16 protein-coding genes are annotated in these 20,406 nt (G+C 67.7%); 10 read left to right on the top strand and 6 right to left on the bottom strand.

What is annotated here, in order from left to right:
• The first annotated feature begins 7 nt into the window (after positions 1 to 7).
• From scpA to CMV14_RS01100, 3 genes are all read left to right on the top strand, one after another.
• Positions 8 to 2,161, top strand: a complete 2,154-nt coding sequence (gene scpA / locus CMV14_RS01110; RefSeq protein ID WP_066965417.1) for a methylmalonyl-CoA mutase — start codon at positions 8 to 10, stop codon at positions 2,159 to 2,161.
• The gene (bioB, locus tag CMV14_RS01105; RefSeq protein ID WP_066965414.1) at positions 2,161 to 3,177 is read left to right on the top strand and encodes a biotin synthase BioB; all 1,017 of its coding nucleotides are present in this window, start codon (positions 2,161 to 2,163) and stop codon (positions 3,175 to 3,177) included. Before scpA ends, bioB begins: the two co-directional genes overlap by 1 nt.
• Positions 3,178 to 3,305: 128 nt before the next feature.
• Complete coding sequence (locus CMV14_RS01100) at positions 3,306 to 5,288, top strand: acetyl-CoA carboxylase biotin carboxylase subunit (RefSeq protein WP_066965411.1); 1,983 nt, start codon at positions 3,306 to 3,308, stop codon at positions 5,286 to 5,288.
• An 86-nt stretch (positions 5,289 to 5,374) separates the two neighbouring features.
• Here the strand turns inward: CMV14_RS01100 and CMV14_RS01095 are convergent, their stop codons facing one another.
• Positions 5,375 to 5,926, bottom strand: coding sequence for an opacity protein (locus tag CMV14_RS01095; protein WP_066965408.1), 552 nt, complete (start codon positions 5,924 to 5,926; stop codon positions 5,375 to 5,377).
• Between the two features lie 231 nt (positions 5,927 to 6,157).
• Between CMV14_RS01095 and CMV14_RS01090 the strand changes: the two genes are divergently transcribed.
• A complete protein-coding gene (locus CMV14_RS01090; protein WP_066965544.1) occupies positions 6,158 to 6,829 on the top strand; it encodes an MgtC/SapB family protein in 672 nt (223 codons plus the stop codon).
• On the opposite strand, the gene CMV14_RS01085 is transcribed toward CMV14_RS01090, so the two are convergent.
• The 5 genes from CMV14_RS01085 to zwf form a co-directional block, all read right to left on the bottom strand.
• The gene (locus CMV14_RS01085) at positions 6,819 to 7,445 is read right to left on the bottom strand and encodes a bifunctional 4-hydroxy-2-oxoglutarate aldolase/2-dehydro-3-deoxy-phosphogluconate aldolase (protein WP_202820899.1); all 627 of its coding nucleotides are present in this window, start codon (positions 7,443 to 7,445) and stop codon (positions 6,819 to 6,821) included. The two genes, CMV14_RS01090 and CMV14_RS01085, sit on opposite strands and share 11 nt — an antisense overlap.
• Positions 7,445 to 8,416, bottom strand: coding sequence for a glucokinase (locus CMV14_RS01080; RefSeq protein ID WP_408014360.1), 972 nt, complete (start codon positions 8,414 to 8,416; stop codon positions 7,445 to 7,447). Before CMV14_RS01080 ends, CMV14_RS01085 begins: the two co-directional genes overlap by 1 nt.
• A gap of 115 nt (positions 8,417 to 8,531) precedes the next feature.
• Positions 8,532 to 10,352, bottom strand: a complete 1,821-nt coding sequence (gene edd, locus CMV14_RS01075) for a phosphogluconate dehydratase (protein WP_066965402.1) — start codon at positions 10,350 to 10,352, stop codon at positions 8,532 to 8,534.
• A gap of 120 nt (positions 10,353 to 10,472) precedes the next feature.
• Positions 10,473 to 11,177, bottom strand: a complete 705-nt coding sequence (pgl, locus tag CMV14_RS01070; RefSeq protein WP_066965397.1) for a 6-phosphogluconolactonase — start codon at positions 11,175 to 11,177, stop codon at positions 10,473 to 10,475.
• A 162-nt stretch (positions 11,178 to 11,339) separates the two neighbouring features.
• Complete coding sequence (zwf, locus tag CMV14_RS01065; protein WP_408014384.1) at positions 11,340 to 12,737, bottom strand: glucose-6-phosphate dehydrogenase; 1,398 nt, start codon at positions 12,735 to 12,737, stop codon at positions 11,340 to 11,342.
• Positions 12,738 to 12,931: 194 nt separating this feature from the next.
• Between zwf and CMV14_RS01060 the strand changes: the two genes are divergently transcribed.
• The 6 genes from CMV14_RS01060 (at position 12,932) to CMV14_RS01035 (ending at position 20,382) form a co-directional block, all read left to right on the top strand.
• Positions 12,932 to 13,717, top strand: a complete 786-nt coding sequence (locus CMV14_RS01060; protein WP_066965394.1) for a GNAT family N-acetyltransferase — start codon at positions 12,932 to 12,934, stop codon at positions 13,715 to 13,717.
• Between the two features lie 113 nt (positions 13,718 to 13,830).
• On the top strand, positions 13,831 to 15,855 hold the full coding sequence (locus CMV14_RS01055; protein WP_066965392.1) for a TonB-dependent receptor plug domain-containing protein: 2,025 nt from the start codon (positions 13,831 to 13,833) through the stop codon (positions 15,853 to 15,855).
• A 171-nt stretch (positions 15,856 to 16,026) separates the two neighbouring features.
• Entirely contained in the window at positions 16,027 to 17,304 is a 1,278-nt protein-coding gene (locus CMV14_RS01050; RefSeq protein WP_066965389.1) for a dicarboxylate/amino acid:cation symporter, read from the top strand.
• Between the two features lie 156 nt (positions 17,305 to 17,460).
• Positions 17,461 to 18,570, top strand: coding sequence for a sensor histidine kinase (locus tag CMV14_RS01045; protein WP_066965386.1), 1,110 nt, complete (start codon positions 17,461 to 17,463; stop codon positions 18,568 to 18,570).
• Complete coding sequence (locus tag CMV14_RS01040) at positions 18,567 to 19,367, top strand: LytR/AlgR family response regulator transcription factor (RefSeq protein WP_066965382.1); 801 nt, start codon at positions 18,567 to 18,569, stop codon at positions 19,365 to 19,367. Before CMV14_RS01045 ends, CMV14_RS01040 begins: the two co-directional genes overlap by 4 nt.
• Before the next feature lie 142 nt (positions 19,368 to 19,509).
• Positions 19,510 to 20,382, top strand: coding sequence for an HpcH/HpaI aldolase/citrate lyase family protein (locus CMV14_RS01035; RefSeq protein ID WP_083215947.1), 873 nt, complete (start codon positions 19,510 to 19,512; stop codon positions 20,380 to 20,382).
• Positions 20,383 to 20,406: the final 24 nt, after the last annotated feature.

Genomic DNA, 20,406 nt, shown 5'->3' with positions numbered 1-20,406 from the left:
ATCTGCGATGAGCGACGTGAAGAAGCCCGATCTGGCCCAGTGGGAAGCCGCCGCCGCCAAGGAGGTGAAGGGCAAGGACCTGACCTGGCAGACCCCGGAAGGGATCGCGGTCAAGCCGCTCTACACCGCCGAGGACGTGGCCGATATCGATCCCGGCCTGCCCGGCTTCGCGCCGTTCACCCGCGGCGTGCGCGCCTCGATGTATGCCGGGCGCCCCTGGACGATCCGCCAATATGCGGGCTTCTCGACCGCCGAGGAATCGAACGCCTTCTATCATCGCAACCTGAAGGCCGGGCAGAAGGGCCTTTCGGTCGCCTTCGACCTCGCCACCCATCGCGGCTATGACAGCGATCATGCGCGCGTGACCGGCGACGTCGGCAAAGCGGGCGTTGCGATCGACACGATCGACGACATGAAGATCCTGTTCGACGGCATCCCGCTCGATCAGATGTCGGTCAGCATGACGATGAACGGCGCGGTGATCCCGATCCTCGCCTTCTTCATCGTCGCGGGCGAGGAGCAGGGCGTGCCGCGCGCCCAGCTCGACGGGACCATCCAGAACGACATCCTCAAGGAGTTCATGGTCCGCAACACCTATATCTACCCGCCCGAGCCGAGCATGCGGATCATCTCGGACATCTTCGGCTACACCAGCCGCGAGATGCCGAAGTTCAACTCTATCTCGATCTCCGGCTATCACATGCAGGAGGCCGGGGCGACGCAGGTGCAGGAGCTGGCCTTCACCATCGCCGACGGCATGGAATATGTGAAATATGGCGTGGCCTCCGGCCTCGACATCGACAAGTTCGCCGGGCGCCTGTCCTTCTTCTTCGCGATCGGCATGAACTTCTTCATGGAGATCGCCAAGCTGCGCGCCGCGCGCGTGCTGTGGCACCGGGTGATGACCCAGCTCGGCGCCAAGGACGAGCGCTCGAAGATGCTGCGGACGCACTGCCAGACCTCGGGCGTCTCGCTGACCGAGCAGGACCCGTACAACAACGTCATGCGCACCACGATCGAGGCGATGGCGGCGATGCTGGGCGGCACCCAGTCGCTCCACACCAACGCCCTCGACGAGGCGATCGCGCTGCCGACCGACTTCTCGGCGCGCATCGCCCGCAACACCCAGATCGTCATCCAGGAAGAGACCGGGATGACCAAGGTCGTAGATCCGCTCGGCGGCTCCTATTATGTCGAGGCGCTGACCCAGGAGCTGGTCGACAAGGCCTGGGCGATCATCGAGAAGGTCGAGGCCGAGGGCGGCATGGCCAAGGCCGTCGCCGCCGGCTGGCCCAAGGCGATGATCGAGGAGGCCTCCGCCGCCAAGGCGGCGCGGATCGACCGGGTCGAAGAGGTGATCGTCGGCGTCAACAAGTACAAGCTGGCGCAGGAAGACCCGATCGACATCCTCGACGTCGACAATGTCGCGGTACGCGAGGCGCAGATCCGCCGCATCCAGAAGGTCAAGGCCGGCCGCGACGAGGGCAAGTGCCAGGCGGCACTGGCGGCGCTGACCGAGGGCGCGCGCGGCTCCGCCAACCTGCTCGAACTGGCCGTCGAATGCGCCCGCGCCCGCGCCACGCTGGGCGAGATCAGCGCGGCGATGGAAGAGGTGTTCGGCCGCTTCGGCACCAACCCGACCCCGGTAAAGGGCATCTATGGCGGCGCCTATGGCGACGATCCGCGCTGGCTGGGCCTGATCGAGGGTGTCGGCACCATCACCCAGCGCAAGGGTCGCAAGCCGCGCATGCTCGTCGCCAAGATGGGCCAGGACGGCCATGATCGCGGCGCCAACCTCGTCTCCTCGGCGTTCGGCGATCTCGGTTTCGAGGTGGTCGCGGGGCCGCTGTTCCAGACGCCGAAGGAAGCCGCCGAGCTGGCGATCAAGGCCGATGTCGACGTGGTCGGCGCCTCCAGCCTCGCCGCCGGCCACAAGACGCTGATCCCCGAGCTGATCGGCCTGCTGCGCGATGCCGGCCGCAGCGACATCAAGGTGATCGCGGGCGGCGTCATTCCCGCGCAGGATTACCAGTTTCTCCGCGACGCGGGCGTGCAGGGCATTTTCGGCCCGGGCACCAATCTGGTCAGCGCGGCCACCGAAGTGCTACGGCTGCTGGGTCACAACCAGCCGCCTGAAGGCTTCGAGGAGGCCGCCGAATAATGAATGCCCATGCCAATCCACGCCCCGACGTCCGTTCCGACTGGACGCGCGAGGAGATAGCGGCCCTGTTCGATCTGCCGTTCAACGATCTGCTGTGGCAGGCGCAGGCGGCGCACCGCGCCAATCACGCGGCGAACGAGGTGCAGCTTTCCACCCTGCTGTCGATCAAGACCGGCGGCTGTGTCGAGGATTGCGGCTATTGCAACCAGTCGGTCCATGCCGAGACCGGGCTGAAGGCCACCAAGCTGATGGACGTGCGCGCGGTGTTGCAGACCGCCGCGCAGGCCAAGGACAACGGCTCGACCCGCTTCTGCATGGGAGCCGCCTGGCGCAACCCCAAGGACCGCGACATGCCCGCCATCGTCGAGATGGTGAAGGGCGTGCGCCAGATGGGCATGGAAACCTGCATGACGCTGGGCATGCTGACCGAGGATCAGGCGAAGACCCTCGCCGATGCCGGTCTCGACTATTACAACCACAATATCGACACCTCGCCCGAGCGCTATGCCGAGGTGATCACCACCCGCACCTTCGAGGACCGCATCGAGACGCTCGAGCATGTCCGCGAGGCGGGGATCAACGTCTGCTGCGGCGGCATCGTCGGCATGGGCGAGACCCGCGCCGACCGGGTCGGCTTCATCCATGCGCTGGCGACCCTGCCGGTCCATCCCGAAAGCGTGCCGGTGAACGCGCTGGTGCCGGTCAAGGGCACGGTGCTGGGCGACATGCTGGCCGATACGCCGCTGGCGAAGATCGACGAGATCGAGTTCGTCCGCACCGTCGCGGTCGCGCGCATCACCATGCCGGCCTCGATGGTCCGCCTGTCGGCGGGGCGCGAGAGCATGTCCGACTCCGCGCAGGCCTTGTGCTTCATGGCGGGCGCCAATTCGATCTTCACCGGCGACAAGCTGCTGACCACCGACAATGCCGGCGACGATCGCGACGCCGCCCTTTTCGCCAAGCTCGGCGTCATGCCGATGCGGGCCGAGTGCAAGGCGGAACTGGCGGCGGAGTAATCACAACAACATCCGTCATGCTGACGAAAGTCGGCATCCAGACGCGCAACGCCTGATGATCAGCGGAGCGTGAATGGGCCCCGGATCAAGTCCGGGGCGACGATCGGGTAGGGAAGACTAGGGACCGTATGTTCAAGAAGATCCTGATCGCCAATCGCGGCGAAATCGCCTGCCGCGTGATCAAGACCGCCCGGCGCATGGGCATCAAGACGGTCGCGGTCTATTCGGACGCCGACGCGCGCGCGCCGCATGTCGAGATGGCCGACGAGAAGGTCCATATCGGCGCCTCGCCCGCGTCCGAATCCTATCTGGTCGCCGACAAGATCATCCAGGCGTGCAAGGATACCGGCGCCGAGGCGGTCCACCCCGGCTATGGCTTCCTGTCGGAGCGGACCAGTTTCGCCGAGGCGCTGGCCAAGGAGAATATCGCGTTCATCGGCCCGCCGGCCAATGCGATCGCCGCGATGGGCGACAAGATCGAATCGAAGAAACTGGCTATGCAGGCCGGCGTCAACGTCGTCCCCGGCTTTGTCGGCGAGATCGACGATACCGACCATGCCGTCCGCATCGCCAACGACATCGGCTATCCGGTGATGATGAAGGCCTCGGCCGGCGGTGGCGGCAAGGGCATGCGCCTCGCCTATAGCGAGAAGGACGTCCGCGAGAATTTCGACAGCGTGAAGCGCGAGGGCCTCAACAGCTTCGGCGACGACCGCGTCTTCATCGAGAAGTTCATCGAGAGCCCGCGCCACATCGAGATCCAGGTGCTCGGCGACAAGCATGGCAACATCGTCTACCTGAACGAGCGCGAATGCTCGATCCAGCGCCGCCACCAGAAGGTGGTCGAGGAGGCGCCGTCGCCCTTCGTCACCCCCGAGATGCGCAAGGCGATGGGCGAGCAGTGCGTCGCGCTCGCGCGGGCCGTGGGCTATTACAGCGCCGGCACGGTCGAGCTGATCGTCTCGGGCGCCGACAAGACCGGCCAGGGCTTCTACTTCCTCGAGATGAACACCCGTCTCCAGGTCGAGCATCCCGTCACCGAATGCATCACCGGGCTCGATCTGGTCGAGCAGATGATCCGCGTCGCCTATGGCGAGAAGCTGGCCTTCACACAGGCCGATGTGAAGATCAACGGATGGGCGGTCGAGAACCGCGTCTATGCCGAGGATCCCTATCGCGGCTTCCTGCCGTCGACCGGCCGCCTCGTGCGCTATCGCCCGCCGGCCGAGGCCGACAATGTCCGCGTCGACGATGGCGTCTATGAAGGCTCCGAAATCTCGATGTTCTACGATCCGATGATCGCGAAGCTGATCACCTGGGGCCAGACCCGCGAGCAGGCGATCGACAAGCAGGTAGCGGCGCTCGACCGTTTCGAGATCGACGGCATCGGCCATAATATCGATTTCCTCTCCGCGCTGATGCAGCATGAGCGGTTCCGCTCGGGCAACATCACCACCGGCTTCATCGCCGAGGAATTCCCCGAGGGCTTCACCGGCGCGGCTGCCGATGAATTGCTCAGCCGCCGCCTCGCCGCGATCGCCGGCGTGCTCGCCAGCATCGATGCGGCGCGCGCGGGGCAGATCGAGGGCCGGCTCAACGGTCCGGCCGATCCCTCCACCAGCTGGGTGGTCACGCTCGACGGGGTTGAGCGCCAGATCGAGATCGCGGGCGATGCGGTGACCGTCGATGGCGTGCCGATCGTGGTCGATGCGCCCTATGTGCCCGGCCAGCGCCTCGTCGAGGCGGTGGTCGACGGCGAGGCGCTGTCGGTGCGGGTCGAGCGCAAGCGCACCGGCTGGCGCTTCACCGCGCGCGGCGCGAGCCATAATCTGCGTGTGCTGACCCCACGTGTCGCGGCGCTGTCGCACCACATGATCGAAAAGATCCCGCCGGACATGTCGCGCTTCCTGCTCTGCCCGATGCCGGGCCTGGTGACGGCGATCCATGTCGGCGAGGGCGCCAGGGTCGAGGCCGGCCAGCCGCTGGCGGTGGTCGAGGCGATGAAGATGGAGAATATCCTGCGCGCCGAGAAGGCGGGGACGGTCAAGGCCGTCGCCGCCAAGCCGGGCGATAGCCTGGCGGTCGACGCGGTGATCCTCGAGTTCGAATGATCCGGCTGTTCCCCTCCCGGCGACGGGAGGGGAACCGGCCCTTAGAGCCTTTCACGATCCGATTGCATCGGCTCGTCGGCTCTAGCTCAGAAGGCGAAGACGAGGCCCGCCATCGGGCGGATGCTGTCGAAATCATAGGTGTCGGCCTGGAACCGCAGGCGCGGGCCCGCCTCGCCGAACACTCCGCCGAGGCCGATATCCTTCGGCCCGATCTCGGTGCCGATGCCGTAGGACCAGCCCTTCTGATCGGAGAAGCCGCGCCGGCCGTTGACCCACTGATAGCCGGCCGATGCGAAGATCAGCCCACTCTGGCCCGCGCGCACGCCGAACCGGCCCTTCACGCCATATTCCCAGTCGATATCCTTGAAGCCCTTGGCGGCATTGCCTTCGACGCCGACGAAGACCGGGCCGAACGGCATGTTCACGCCGGCCACGCCTTCGATCAGCGCGCCGTCCATCTTGCCGCGCGGGCCGACCGTGCCGAACTCGCTGCGGCGATCGAAATTATGATAGCCGCCGAGCACGCCCACATAAGGCTCGATCGAGAAGGCGGGCTCGCTGCCGTCGGGTGAACTGTCCTGCGCCATCGCGGCGGTGCTGATCGAAGCCGCGAGCACGGCGATGAGGGCAAACTTCATTGATACTCTCCACTGGAACCGCCCGGTAAAGGGGCATCCCCGCCATCACGGCATGGGGACGGCCAGCAGAACCCGACCGGCCGGGAGAGGTTGCGCTTTGAAAAAATCTAATATTATCCGTGGTATATCGGCAACAGATTGACTCGCTTCGCCCCATAATCATTTCCGCTGGCCGTGAACCATCCTTTCATCCGTCGGTTGATCCCGCATCTCCAAGGGAGCGACGGCCGCATGTTTCTCGATCTGTTTCTGCCGATGCTGGGTGCGGTGATCGCCGGCGCGCTGATCGGGGCCGAGCGGGAATATCGGGCGAGCCCGGCGGGGTTCCGCACCCATATACTGGTCAGCCTGTCCTCGGCTCTGCTGATGCTGGGGGCCGTCCACCAGATCCATTGGCTCAGCGACACGCCGCAGGACATCGTCCGCATCGATCCGGTGCGCATGGCCCATGGCGTGCTGACGGGCATCGGCTTCCTGTGCGGCGGGGTGATCTTCCGCGAAGGCATGACGGTGCGGGGCCTGACCACGGCGGCGTCGCTGTGGATGACCTCCGCGCTGGGAATCCTGTTCGGGGTGGGCTTCTATATGCTGGCGATCGGCGCGACGCTGGCGACGCTGATCGTGCTGGCCGCCGTCCATCTGAGCGAGCGGGCCATACCGCAGCGCAGCTTCGCCGAGCTGACCGTCCGCTACCGCCGCACCATCCCCCAGGGCCGCCAGCGCCTGGCCGACCTGATCCGAACGCACGGCATGCGTCCCCACGCGATATCGGAACGGGTCGACGGCTCGGTGCTGGAACTGGAGACGATGGTGGGCTGGAGCTCGGACGTGAGCCAGGCCGCGCTCACCGCGGCGCTGCGCGACGATGCCGAGGTGATCGGCTACGCGTTCATCACGCGCTGATCGGCGCCCCGCCCAGCGCCGCCGCCGCCTTCGCGCGCCTGACGATCTCGGCCGTGTCGGGCTTCCCCGCCGGCACCACCCAGCTGCCGCCGACGCAGAGCACGGCGTCGATCGCCAGCCAGTCGGGCGCGGTCGCCTCGGTGATGCCGCCGGTCGGGCAGAAGCGGGCGTTGAATAGCGGCGCGGCGAGCGCCTTCAGCGCTGGGATGCCGCCATTGGCGGTGGCCGGGAAGAATTTGAAATGGGTCAGCCCCATGTCGAGCCCGCGCATGATGTCGCCGGCATTGGCGGTGCCGGGCAGGAAGGGAAGCTGGCTGGCGATGGCGGCGTTGGCGAGCGGATCGGTCAGCCCCGGTGAGACCAGGAAGCGCGCGCCGGCATCGACGCTGGCCCGGACATCGTCCGGATTGAGCACCGTCCCCGCGCCGACCACCGCGCCCTCGACCTTGACCATCTCACGGATCACGTCGAGCGCGCAGGGGGTACGCAGCGTCACCTCCAGCGCGGGCAGGCCACCCTCCACCAGCGCCTCGGCGATCGGTCGCGCATGGGCGACGTCATGGATAACGAGCACCGGGATGACCGGGGCGAGGGTCATGATCTGGTCGACGAGCATCATTGGTCCTCCTGGAAAGCGGCGGCGGCGCCGAGCAGCCCGGCCTCGGCATGGCGGGCGAGGCGGATCGGGAAGGTCGCCATTCGGTGTTCGAAGCGGCCCTTGGCGCGGAAGCGGTCGTGGAACAGCGGGCCGCGCAGTCGCTCCTCGATCCGGTTGGCGAGACCGCCGGTGATGACGACGGCATGGGCGCCATGGGCGAGGGCCAGATCGCCCGCGACCGCGCCGAACGCCATGACCAGCCGGTCCAGTGCCTCGGCGGCGAGCGGGTCGCTCCCGTCGGTGGCGGCCTGCCACAGCGCGGCATCGTCGCGCGGGACGATCGCGCGGCCGCCGAGCAGCGCCAGCGTCTCGTGGATGTCGGCCAGCGCGGGGCCGGAGACGATCCGCTCGACCGAGACGCGGCGGTGCCGCTCGCGCAGCCGCGCGAGCAGCTTCTCCTCGAAGCCGTCGAGTGCCGCGAAATCGATATGTCCGCCCTCGGTCGCCAGCACGATGCGGCGGCCCCTGCGGCGCAGCAGCTGCGCGACGCCGAGGCCGGTGCCGGGGCCGATCACGGTGGTGACGCCCTCGGCCGGGAGCGGCCCTTGCGGCCCGCCGAGATGGATCAGCTCATCCTCGTCCAGCACCCCTACCGCCGCCGCCATCGCTGCGAAATCGTTCAGCAGCGACAGCCGCTCCACCCCCAGTTCGGCGGCCAGGGTGGCGGGGCGGATCGTCCAGCCATTGTTGGTGAAGCGGATCAGCTCGCCCTCGACGGGCCCCGCTATGGCAATGCTGGCCGCCTTGGGCAGGGCGCCGCCCTGCGCTTCGGCGAAGGCGGCCCAGGCGGCGGGGAGGCCGGGATAGTCGGCGGTCCTGTACTTGGCGACCGGGCCGAGCGACGGGCGGCGGTCGCCGTGCAGTTCGGCGATCGCGAAGCGGGCATGGGTCCCACCCAGATCGACCGCGACGAGCTCGGTCATTTCCATTCGTCGTCCCGGCGGAGGCCGGGGCCGCCATAGGTTCTTGTCGCCACGTCGCCGCGCAAACTCTTGCGGCCCCGGCCTCCGCCGGGACGACGAATTGGCTGGGGCACCACGCCCTTCACAGCCCCGCCGCCGCCAGCATCGCCGAACCGCCGCGCTCGGCGGTGTCGGCGCCCTGGCGCATGAAGGCGAACAGCTCGCGGCCGGTGCCCTGCTGCGCGGCCGGCGGAGCGGCAGGCTCGCGGGCCGCCCATTCCGCCGGATCGACCAGCGCCTCGATCGATCCGTCATGGCCACACAGCCGCACCGGATCGCCGTCGCGCAGCCTGCCGATCGGGCCGCCCCCGATCGCCTCCGGGGTCAGGTGGATCGCCGCCGGCACCTTGCCGCTGGCGCCCGACATGCGGCCATCGGTGACCAGTGCCACCCTGAACCCCTTGTCCTGCAGCACGCCGAGCGGCGGGGTCAGCTTGTGCAGTTCGGGCATGCCATTGGCGCGGGGCCCCTGGAAACGGACCACCACCACCACATCGCGGTCCAGCTCGCCCGCCTTGAAGGCGCGGATGACGTCGTCCTGGTCGTCGAACACCCGGCACGGCGCCTCGATCGTCCAGCGTTCCCGGTCGACCGCGCTGGTCTTGAAGGTGCCGCGGCCGAGATTGCCCTGCACGAGCCGCATGCCGCCATCGGGCTGGAAGGGGTTCGAATGCGGCCGGAGCATCGCCTCGTCGAGCGGGGCGGCGGGGGCATCCACCCAGGCGAGGCCGTCGCCATCCAGCTTCGGGTCGCGGGCATAGTCGGCCAGATCGCGGCCCGCGACGGTCAGGATGTCGCGATGGAGCAGGCCGCCGTCGATCAGCGTGGCGATGACATAGGCCATGCCGCCCGCCGCCTGGAAATGGTTCACGTCGCCCGAGCCGTTGGGATAGACCCGCGCGATCAGCGGCACGGCGGCGGAGAGCTTGTCGATATCCTCCCAGTCGATCGTGATGCCCGCCGCGCGGGAGATGGCGGGCAGGTGGATGACATGGTTGGTCGAGCCTCCCGTCGCCAGCAGGCCGACCGCCGCGTTGACGATCGCCTTCTCGTCGACGCAGTGCCCCAGCGGGCGGTAATCGTCGCCGTCCCAGCCGATCTCGGCGAGTCGATGGACCGCCTTGCGGGTCAGCTCCTGGCGCAGCTTGGTGCCGGGATTGACGAAGGCGGCACCGGGGATGTGGAGGCCCATCACCTCCATCATCATCTGGTTGGAATTGGCGGTGCCGTAGAAGGTGCAGGTGCCCGCGCCATGATAGGAGGCACTCTCGGCCTCCAGCAGCTCGGCGCGGCCGACCTTGCCTTCGGCATAGAGCTGGCGGACGCGCTGCTTCTCCTTGTTGGCGAGGCCCGATGGCATCGGCCCGGCCGGCACGAGGATCGTCGGCAGATGGCCGAAGCGAAGCGCACCGATCAGCAGGCCCGGCACGATCTTGTCGCAGATGCCGAGCAGGGCGGCGCTTTCGAACATGCCATGGCTGAGCGCGACCGCCGTGGAGAGCGCGATGGTGTCGCGGCTGAACAGGCTCAGCTCCATGCCGCGCTGGCCCTGCGTCACGCCGTCGCACATCGCCGGCACGCCGCCGGCCACCTGCGCGGTCGCGCCCGCCTCGCGCGCCCAGATCTTCATCTGGTCGGGATAGCGGCCATAGGGCTGATGCGCCGACAGCATGTCGTTATACGCGGTGACGATGCCGATGTTCATGGCGGACCCGTCCCGGATCGCCGGCTTGTCCTCGCCCGATGCCGCGAAGCCATGGGCGAGATTGCCGCAGGACAGGTTGGGCCGGTCGACCCCCGATTCCCGCTCGCGCGCGATCAGGTCGAGATAGGCGGCCCTCCCCGGCTTCGACCGCTCGATGATACGGGCGGTGACGGCTTCGACGGCGGGGTGCAGGGTCATGGATAGCTCCCGATAATATCGTCGCCCCGGCGGAGGCCGGGGCCGCTGGCGTCTTGGGGCGACATGGCGCGCCCTTCATGGCGGCCCCGGCCTCCGCCGGGGCGACGTGTCAGAAGGCCGTCACGCGCTCCAGTGGATATCGATCGCCTGTTCGGCATCAGCAAGCACGCGGCCCACCGGCAGGCTCGAGCCCGCCCCCTCCTTGATCGCCTTTTCGAGCAGCTTCTTCTTTTCCTTGCCGGTCAGCACCAGCATCAGGGTGCGCGCCGACAGGATGGCGTTCTTGGTCAGCGTCACCCGCGCCACCGGCGCCTCGGGCGGCAGCGGATCGGGCATCACCCCGACCATGCGGCGGCCCTTGGGCGCGTTGAGCGCATCGTCCAGATCGGGCCCGGCGAAGATCGAGGCGGTGTGCCCGTCGGTGCCGACGCCCAGCCAGACCAGATCCGGCGGCCAGGGGAAATCCTGCAGCCGCGCGTCGGCGGCGACGCCCGCGCTCTTGTAGTCGGGGGCCTTCTCGCTGATCACCGGGATCACGCGGGCGCCCTTGGGCAGGAAGATCCTGGCGATCGACGCGGCGTTGGACAGCGGATCGGTCATCGCCACAATCCGCTCGTCGGTCGGGATGATCGTCACTTTCTTCCAGTCGAGCTTCGCCTTGGCGAGCTTCTCGTAGATCGGCAGCGGCGTCTGGCCGCCGGGCAGCGCGATCAGGCAGCTGCCGCGCGCGTCGAGCGCCGATTCGATGATGAAGCCGACATCGCCCGCCACCGCCTCGATCAGTTCGGACGAGTCCTCATAGTCCCACCATTCGGCTTCGATCATCGCTTCCTCTTCCTTCTTCAAGATCCTCCCTGCGCGTTAGCGCGGGGAGGGGGACCGCGCAAAGCGCGGTGGAGGGGTCTGCGACCCCCCTACCCCTCCACCATCCTTCGGATGGTCCCCCTCCCCACGCTTCGCGTAGGGAGGATCGTATAGGTTTCACTCCTAATCATGCCATGTCACGCCATCCCGTTCGGTCAGCGCGATCGCGGCGGAGGGCCCCCAGGTGCCGGCGGTATAGGGCTTGGGCCGCATCGCATTGGCGGCCCAGCCGTCGCGGATGGCATCGACCCATTCCCATTGCGCCTCCACCTCGTCGCGCCGCACGAACAGGGTCTGGTCGCCCTCGACCAGATCGAGCAGCAGCCGTTCATAGGCGATGCGGCGGCGGGTATCGGCGAAGGCATTGGGCATGGAGATATCGAGTGGTACTTCCCTCAGGCGGATGCCGTCGCGGTCGAGCCCGGGCTCCTTCGACATCAGCAGCAGGCGGACATTTTCGTCGGGCTGCAAACGGATGATCAGCTTGTTGGGTTGCAGCACCGCGCCCCGTCCGTCGAAGATCGAGTGCGGTACGCCCTTGAACTGGATGAAGATCTCCGACTGGCGGCTGGGCAGGCGCTTGCCGGTGCGCAGGTAGAAGGGCACGCCGTTCCACCGCCAATTGTCGATATGCGCCTTGATCGCGACGAAGGTCTCGGTGTCGGAAGGCTTGCCGAGTTCGTCGAGATAGCCGGGCACCGCGCCCCCAGCGACCGCGCCGGCACCATATTGGCCGATCACGCTCTGCGCCTGGACGGTGGCACGGTCGATCGGGCGCAGCGAGCGGAGCACCTTCACCTTCTCGTCGCGCACCGCGGTCGCGTTGAACTGGGCGGGCGGCTCCATCGCCACCAGCGCAAGCAGCTGGAGCATGTGGTTCTGCACCATGTCGCGGATCGCGCCGGCGCCGTCATAGAAGCCGACCCGGCCTTCGAGGCCGACGGTCTCCGAAACGGTGATCTGGACATGGTCGATCCCGCCCGCGTTCCACAGCGGCTCGAACAGGCTGTTGGCGAAGCGCAGCGCCAGCAGGTTCTGGACGGTCTCCTTGCCCAGATAATGGTCGATGCGGAAGGTGCGGTCCTCGGGGAAGACCGCGGCGACCGCGTCGTTGATGTGGCGGCTTGATGCCATGTCGTAGCCGAGCGGCTTTTCCAGGCCGATACGCACCCCGTCGCCGGCCAGGCCCGCCTTGGCGAGGCCCTGGATCGTCGCCTCGAACAGCGAGGGCGCGGTCGACAGGAAGATCGACAGCCCCTTGTCGGTAGAGCCGACCGCCTCGGCGAGCGCGGCGAAGTCGCTTTCCTTCGACGCATCGACGGGCACATAGCTCACCCGTTTCAGGAAGCTCGCCAACGCTTCCTCGTCGAGCCGTTCGGAGGGAACGAACCTGCGCAACGCCGTCTCGGCGAAGGCGCGGAAGGCGCCATCGTCATGCTCGCTGCGCGCGGTGGCGACGATCGCAAGGTCGGCGGGAAGCAGGCCGTCGGCGGCAAGACCGTAGAGCGACGGCAGCAACATGCGCTGCGACAGGTCCCCCGTCGCGCCGAACAACAGGAGCTTCTCGCTGGGTGCCGTCACCAAATGTCTCCCTCGATCGCCCCGGCCGTCACGGCGCTGGAACCATCTTGTAGCAAATGCATCGCATCGCGGTAGCTGCCATGTCGCATTGCCGCATTATTGCCGTCCCACCGTTACAGCGGGGGGACGATCCCATGTCACAGACGTTCGAAATGGCCGAGCGCAGGCTCGCGGTTCGGCTGGCGAGGGACGAGGCGGACGTCGTTGCGGCGCAGCGACTGCGCTACGACATCTTTTTCCGCGACATGGGCGCCGCGCCCTGCGCCGGCCAGACCGGCGGACGCGATGCCGATCCCTATGACATGCTGTGCGATCATCTGCTGGTCGAGGACCATGCCCGCCCGGGCAGCCCCGTGGTCGGAACCTACCGGCTGCTTCGCCAGAGCGTCGCCGAAGCGCATGACGGCTTCTATTCGGCGGACGAGTTCGATCTGGCGCAGGTCATCGCCCATGGCCGGCGCGAGGGAATGGAACTGCTCGAGCTCGGCCGATCCTGCGTCGATCCCGCCTATCGCGATGCGGGTACCATCCAGCTCCTCTGGCGGGGCATCGCCGATTATCTCCAGCGGCACCGCATTGGATATATGTTCGGCTGCGCGAGCTTTCCCGGGATCGATCCCGCCGAACATGCCGAGGGCCTGTCCTTCCTCGCCCATGACCATATGGCCCCGCCCGAGCTGCGCGCCCGCGCGATCGGGCCGGACGCCATCCCGCTCGGCACCCTGCCGATCGGCGGCTATGATCCGCGTCTGGCGCTGCGCCGCCTGCCCCCGCTGATCAAGGCCTATCTCCGCGTCGGTGCCGAAGTGGGCGAGGGCGCCTATATCGACCGCGCCTTCAACACCATCGACATCTTCGTGCTGATGCCGGTCACCCGCATCGCCTCGCGCTACGCACAGCGCTTCGAGGTGGCGGCTTAGTTTGCTCGCGCTTGCGGAGCCTTGGCAGGCTCCGGGTCTGTCTGTCCTGCGTCATTTCCGATTGACGCCGCTCGCGGTGCCCTTCATCGGCGGCCCCGAAGGGCCGGAAGGGGATGGCGGTGTCGAAAGTCAGGTTCCTGTTCAGTGCGGCTTTCCTTGGCGTCCTTTCGTCTCCGGCTCTTGCCGAGGACGCCGACATCGTCGTCACCGGCCAAGGGCTTCAGCGCTCGCCCGGCGACGCCGCCTATGACGTGATCAGCATCGACCGCCGCCGGCTGGAGATGTCGGCGAGCGGGCGGATGGAGGATGTGCTGCGCGATGCCGCCGGCTTCCAGCAGTTCCGCCGCTCCGACGCGCGCTCGGCGCACCCCACCAGCCAGGGCGCGACCCTGCGCGGCCTGGGCGGCAATGCCTCGACCCGCGCGCTGATCCTGCTCGACGGGGTGCCGGTGACCGATCCGTTCGGCGGCTGGGTGAGCTGGGCGGCGCTCGATCCGGCGCGGATCGGCCATGTCCGGGTGACGCGCGGCGGCGGCAGCGGCGTGCTGGGCGCGGGCGCGCTGGCGGGCACGATCGAGCTGTCGAGTATCGGGCCCGAGCAGGCGCCGGGCCTTAGCGCGGGGCTGGCTTATGGCAGCCGTGAATCGATCGACGCCGATGCGACGCTGACGGCCCGGCTGGGCGGCGGCTTCGCGATGCTTTCGGCCGGCCATGCGCGCGGCGACGGCTTCATCCCCATCGTCGCGGCCAGTCGCGGGCCGATCGACCGGCCGGCGCGCTACCGGCAGAGCCGGGCGGCGGCGCGCGCGGTGATCCCGGTCGGCGCGGACACCGAATTGCAGGCGAACGGCTCCTTACTGCTCGACCAGCGCGATCGCGGCGTGCCCTTCACCGGCAACGCCAATCTCGCGGTCGACGCGTCGCTGCGGCTGGTCGGGCGCGGACAATGGGGCTGGGAGGCGACCGCCTGGCTCCAGCATCGCGAATTCTCGAGCGGCTTCGCCAGCATCGGCGCGCGGCGGGCGACGGTCAGCCAGTCGCTCGACCAGTATAATGTCCCCGCCAACGGGCTGGGCGCGCGGATCGAGCTGCGCCCGCCGCTCGGCGAGGGGCGGACGCTCCGGATCGGCGGCGACGTCCGCCACGTCACCGGGCGGACCGAGGAGCTGGTGATCGCCACCAACATCGGCCGGATCGCGGGGGGCGAGCAAAGTATCGCCGGGGGCTTCGCCGAGCTGACCCTGCTGCCGGTGCCGGGCCTGACCGCCACCGCGAGCGGCCGGATCGACCATTGGCGGCTGCGCGACGGCCGGCGCACCGAGATCAGCCGCACCACGGGCGCCCTGGTCGCCGCCAACAGCGCGCTCTATCCGGACCGCTCGGGCACCGAGACCACCGGGCGAGTCGGCCTCGCCTGGAGCCCGCTGGAGGCGCGGGCGATCACCGCGCGTGCGGCGGCCTATAGCTGCTGGCGGCTGCCGACGCTCAACGAGCTGTACCGTCCGTTCCGGGCCGGCAATGATTCGACCGTCGCCAATCCGCTGCTGAACCCTGAGCGGGTGAAGGGGATCGAGGCGGGGCTGGAATATGCGCCGCTGCCCGGCTGGCATCTGGGCGGGACGGTCTTCTGGAACCGGCTCGACGACGCGATCTCGAACGTCACCATCGCGGCCAACACCCGCCAGCGCCGGAATGTCGACGCGATCCGCAGCCGGGGCATCGAGATCGACGGCATGGCGACCGTCGGCGAATATCGCATGATTGGCAGCTACACGCATATCTCCCCGCGCGTGCGGGCCAGCGGCGCCGCGCTGGCGCTGGACGGGCTGCGGCCGGCGCAGACACCGCGCGACCAGATCAGCGTCACCGCCGAATGGAACCGCCCCGGCGTGGCGCGGCTGGGCGTCACCGGCCGCTATGTCGCGGGTCAATATGAGGACGACCAGAACAGCCGCCGCCTCGACGGCGCGCTGACCTTCGATGCGGTGGCGTCGGTGGTGGTCGTGCGCGGGGTGAGCGTCGAGCTGCGGGCCGAGAATATCGCCAACAAGCGGGTCGAGGCGACGATCGGCGCCGATGGCGTGGTCGAACGCGCGACGCCCCGAACCCTGTGGGTGGCGCTGCGCCTCCAGCGATAAATATGTCTTCGTCATGCCAGCCCCTCGACTGCCTGCAGGGCAGGCGCTCGGGATAAACTTTCGCCGAAGGCGAAAGGCTGGCATCCATGTCTGTCTTTCCACGCGATGCCATCTCGGGTGCGGAGAGACAGGGACCCCAGCCTTTGCTGGGGCGACGATAAAGGGGGAGCCATGATCATCGACAGCGACGCTGCGCCGGCCACGCGACCGCCCTTCTGGCGCTCGCTCTATGCCCAGGTCCTCGTCGCGGTCGCGCTCGGCATCCTGCTCGGCTGGCTCGCGCCCGACATCGGCGCGCAGCTCAAGCCGCTGGGCGATGCCTTCATCAAGCTGGTCAAGATGATCATCGCGCCGGTGATCTTCCTTACCGTCGTCACCGGTATTGCGGGGCTGAGCCATCTCGGCGATCTCGGCCGGGTCGCCATCAAGGCCTTCGGCTATTTCCTGGCTGTCTCGACGCTGGCGCTGGTCGTCGGCCTGGTGGTCGCCAATATCGTCCAGCCGGGCGCGGGGATGCACATCGCCCCCGCCCAGCTCGATACCAGTCATATCGCCGATTATGCAGCCAAGGCGCATGACCAGACGCTGACCGGCTTCCTGATGGGGATCATCCCGACCACGCCGGTTTCGGCGCTGGTCGAGGGTGAGATATTGCAGGTGTTGTTCGTCGCGATCCTGTTCGGCGTTGCGCTGTCGCTGGTCGGCGAGCGGGCGGCGCCGGTCACCGACCTGCTGGAGCGGCTGACCCTGGTGGTGTTCCGGCTGGTCGGCATCTTGATGAAGGTGGCCCCGATCGGCGCGTTCGGGGCGATGGCCTTCACCATCGGCAGGTTCGGGATCGATGCGCTCGCCAATCTGGGCGGGCTGATCCTGTGCTTCTACCTCACCTCGCTGGGGTTCGTGCTGGTGGTCCTGGGCCTCATCGCGCGGATCGCGGGCTTCTCGATCTACCGGCTGATCGCCTATCTGAAGGACGAGCTGCTGCTGGTGCTCGGCACCTCCTCCTCGGAAAGCGCGCTGCCCAACCTGATGGCGAAGATGGAGCGGGCAGGCTGCGCCAAGCCGATCGTCGGCCTTGTCGTGCCGACCGGCTATTCGTTCAACCTCGACGGCACCAACATCTATATGACGCTGGCCGCCCTGTTCATCGCCCAGGCCTGCGACGTCGATCTGCCGCTGGGCGAGCAGATCATGCTGCTGCTGGTGGCGATGCTGTCGTCCAAGGGCGCCGCCGGTGTCACCGGCGCGGGGTTCATCACGCTGGCGGCGACGCTGTCGATCGTGCCGTCGGTGCCGGTGGCGGGGATGGCGCTGATCCTGGGGATCGACCGCTTCATGTCCGAATGCCGCAGCCTGACGAACTTCGTCGGCAACGCGGTGGCGACGGTGGTGGTGGCCCGCTGGGAGGGCGCGCTGGACCAGGAGAAGCTGAAGGAAGCCCTGGGCTGAGCCCATTGTCGCCCCGGCGGAGGCCGGGGCCGCCACGAGCATATGGTACACCGTCGCCTCTTAGCTGGTACGGCCCCGGCCTCCGCCGGGGCGACGTTCGTGGCTGGCGCGCAAAGCCTTCTACCCGCCGCCCCTTTCCAGTAAGACCCTGAGCCGATGGCGATACCCTTCCTCGGCTCCAAACCCTTTTTCGATGACAAGAACCATGCCTTCTGGGTGCTCCAGTCGGCGGGGTGGACCGGCTATTTCGTGCTCCGGACGCTCGGCGGTTTGGCCAACAATATGGGCCTGCTGTTCATCGTGCCGACCGCGCTCACCACCGCGACCGGCTATTCGCTAACCCTGCTGATGGCCTCGGCCTATCGGCGGCTGATCACGCTCAAGCCGATCATCACCTGGACGGTGTCGATCCTGATCCTGGTCCTTGCCGCGGCGGTCTTCTCCTCGATCGAGACCTGGGCGCATGCCACCTTCTACCGGCCGCAGGAAATGCCCAAGGGCATCCAGTTCTTCGGGGCGATCCTGCTCGATTTCGCGCTGCTGGCGGCCTGGTCGGCGCTCTATTACGGGATCAACTTCTACCTGCTGCTGGAACAGCAGTCGGACCGGGTCGAGCGGCTGGAAAGCCAGGCCTCGTCGGCCCAGCTCGCCATGCTGCGCTATCAGCTCAACCCCCATTTCCTGTTCAACACGCTCAATTCGATCTCGACCCTGGTGCTGCTGAAGGAGACCCAGCGCGCCAACGCGATGCTGTCGCGGCTCTCCTCCTTCCTGCGCTACACGCTGGCGAACGAGCCCGAGGGCACGGTCAGCCTTGCCCAGGAAATCGAGACGCTGAAGCTGTATCTCGACATCGAGAAGATGCGGTTCGAGGAACGGCTGCGCACCGAGTTCGAGGTCGACCCGGCGGCATCCGAAGCGCGGCTGCCCTCGCTGCTGCTCCAGCCGCTGGTCGAGAATGCGATCAAATATGCGGTCACGCCGCTGGAGGAGGGCGCCGATATCCGCATCGAGGCACGGCTGACCGGCATGGAACCGGATCGCCGGCTGGTCATTACGGTCACGGACACTGGACCGGGGTTGACCGATGGAATGATGCGCCCCACCTATTCGACAGGCGTCGGTTTGGCGAATATTCGCGACAGACTGGCGCAGGCTTATGGAACGGACCAGCGATTTGAGGTCCAGACTGAGCGACAGGAAGGGTTCGGAGTCGTGATCGACATCCCCTTCCAGACCGCGAAACAGCGCAAGGACATTGCATGACGATCCGCACCATTCTCGTCGACGACGAGCCGCTTGCCATTCAAGGGCTCCGTCTCAGGCTTGCCGCACACGAGGATGTCGAAATCATCGAAACCTGCCTGAACGGCCGCGAAGCCATCCGGGCGATCAAGACCCACAAGCCCGATCTCGTCTTCCTCGATATCCAGATGCCGGGGTTCGACGGCTTCTCCGTGATCCAGGGGCTGATGGAGGTCGAGCCGCCCCTGTTCGTCTTCGTGACGGCCTATGAGGATCACGCGATCCGCGCCTTCCAGGCACAGGCGCTCGACTATCTGCTGAAACCCGTCGACGAGCAGCGGCTGGCCGACACGCTCGACCGGGTCCGCCAGCGGCTGGCGGAGAAGAAGGGCGTCGAGGAGGTCGGGCGGCTCAAGGAGGTGCTTGCCGAGGTCGCACCCGACGCGGCCGACAGCTATTCCGAAAGCGACGACGCGCCCGCCTCGAACCGTTTCGAGAAGATGATCAACATCAAGGATCGCGGGCAGATCTTCCGCGTCGACGTCGATACGATCGAGCGGATCGACGCCGCCGGCGACTATATGTGCATTTACACCGGCGACAACACGCTGATCCTGCGCGAGACGATGAAGGATCTGGAGAAAAGGCTCGATCCGCGCCGCTTCCAGCGCGTCCACCGCTCGACCATCGTCAATCTCGATCTGGTCCGCCAGGTCAAGCCGCACACCAATGGCGAATGTTTCCTGGTGCTCGATTCGGGCGCGCAGGTGAAGGTCAGCCGCTCCTACCGCGAGGTCGTCGCGCGCTTCGTGCATTGATAATTCCTCCCCTGCCATGCAGGGGAGGGGGACCGGCGTAGCCGGTGGAGGGGCGGCGCGCAGCGCCCATCGTTCCGCATTCCCCTCCACCATCCGCTTCGCGAACGGTCCCCCCGTTCCGGGGAGGAATTGGAGAAGCATGATGACCATCCGCCCGCGCCGCAGCGCACTCTACATGCCCGCATCGAACTCGCGCGCGATCGAGAAGGCGCGGTCGCTGCCGTGCGACGTGGTGATCCTCGATCTTGAGGATTCCGTCGCGCCCGAGGCCAAGGCCGAGGCGCGCGCCAATGCGGTGGCGGCGGTGCGCGACGGCGGCTTCGGCGGCCGGGAGGTCGTGATCCGGGTCAATGCTTTCGGAACGCCCTGGGCCGAGGACGACCTGAAGGCCGCCGCTGCATCGGGCGCCGATGCGATCCTTGCGCCCAAGGTCGGCGATGCCCACATGGTCGGCCGCTATCATGCGGCGATGGCCAATGCGCCGGCCGGCATGGGTTTCTGGGCGATGGTCGAAAGCAGCCGGGCGATCTTCCGCCTCGACGCGATCGCCGAGGCGATGGCGGCACGGCCGGGCGCCTTCGTGCTGGGCACCAACGACCTCGCCAAGGAGATGGGGGCGAGGCTCACGGTCGAGCGGACACCCTTCCTGGGCATGATGGCGCTCGCGGTAGCGGCCGCCAAGGGCCATGGGCTCGCCATCCTCGACGGCGTGTACAACGCCTTCGACGACGAGGAGGGGCTGGCGCGGCAATGCGTGGAGGCGCGGGCCTATGGCTTCGACGGCAAGACGCTGATCCATCCCCGCCAGATCGAGATCGCCAATCGCGGCTTCGGCCCGGACGCGGAGGAGATCGCCTGGGCCGAGGCGGCGGTGGCAGGCTTCGCGGCACCGGAAAATGCGGGAAAGGGCGCGATCCGGGTCGGCGGCGAGATGGTCGAGCGCCTGCATCTCGACCAGGCGCACAGGATCCTGGCGATGGCGGGTGCGCCGATATCGGTGGATCGCCCAAGCTAAGGCTCTCCGGCCGCGGCTTCAAGG

Origin of the sequence: Rhizorhabdus dicambivorans, assembly GCF_002355275.1 — a bacterium.
GTDB lineage: Bacteria > Pseudomonadota > Alphaproteobacteria > Sphingomonadales > Sphingomonadaceae > Rhizorhabdus > Rhizorhabdus dicambivorans.
Note: the sequence above shows the minus strand (reverse complement) of the source record. Positions and strands in the feature narration are given on the sequence as shown.

Coding starts and splice junctions, on each gene's coding strand:
- scpA (WP_066965417.1), top strand. CDS start 8: ATGAGCGACGTGAAGAAGCCCGATCTGGCCCAGTGGGAAGCCGCCGCC.
- bioB (WP_066965414.1), top strand. CDS start 2,161: ATGAATGCCCATGCCAATCCACGCCCCGACGTCCGTTCCGACTGGACG.
- CMV14_RS01100 (WP_066965411.1), top strand. CDS start 3,306: ATGTTCAAGAAGATCCTGATCGCCAATCGCGGCGAAATCGCCTGCCGC.
- CMV14_RS01095 (WP_066965408.1), bottom strand. CDS start 5,926: ATGAAGTTTGCCCTCATCGCCGTGCTCGCGGCTTCGATCAGCACCGCC.
- CMV14_RS01090 (WP_066965544.1), top strand. CDS start 6,158: ATGTTTCTCGATCTGTTTCTGCCGATGCTGGGTGCGGTGATCGCCGGC.
- CMV14_RS01085 (WP_202820899.1), bottom strand. CDS start 7,445: ATGCTCGTCGACCAGATCATGACCCTCGCCCCGGTCATCCCGGTGCTC.
- CMV14_RS01080 (WP_408014360.1), bottom strand. CDS start 8,416: ATGGAAATGACCGAGCTCGTCGCGGTCGATCTGGGTGGGACCCATGCC.
- edd (WP_066965402.1), bottom strand. CDS start 10,352: ATGACCCTGCACCCCGCCGTCGAAGCCGTCACCGCCCGTATCATCGAG.
- pgl (WP_066965397.1), bottom strand. CDS start 11,177: ATGATCGAAGCCGAATGGTGGGACTATGAGGACTCGTCCGAACTGATC.
- zwf (WP_408014384.1), bottom strand. CDS start 12,737: ATGTTGCTGCCGTCGCTCTACGGTCTTGCCGCCGACGGCCTGCTTCCC.
- CMV14_RS01060 (WP_066965394.1), top strand. CDS start 12,932: ATGTCACAGACGTTCGAAATGGCCGAGCGCAGGCTCGCGGTTCGGCTG.
- CMV14_RS01055 (WP_066965392.1), top strand. CDS start 13,831: ATGGCGGTGTCGAAAGTCAGGTTCCTGTTCAGTGCGGCTTTCCTTGGC.
- CMV14_RS01050 (WP_066965389.1), top strand. CDS start 16,027: ATGATCATCGACAGCGACGCTGCGCCGGCCACGCGACCGCCCTTCTGG.
- CMV14_RS01045 (WP_066965386.1), top strand. CDS start 17,461: ATGGCGATACCCTTCCTCGGCTCCAAACCCTTTTTCGATGACAAGAAC.
- CMV14_RS01040 (WP_066965382.1), top strand. CDS start 18,567: ATGACGATCCGCACCATTCTCGTCGACGACGAGCCGCTTGCCATTCAA.
- CMV14_RS01035 (WP_083215947.1), top strand. CDS start 19,510: ATGACCATCCGCCCGCGCCGCAGCGCACTCTACATGCCCGCATCGAAC.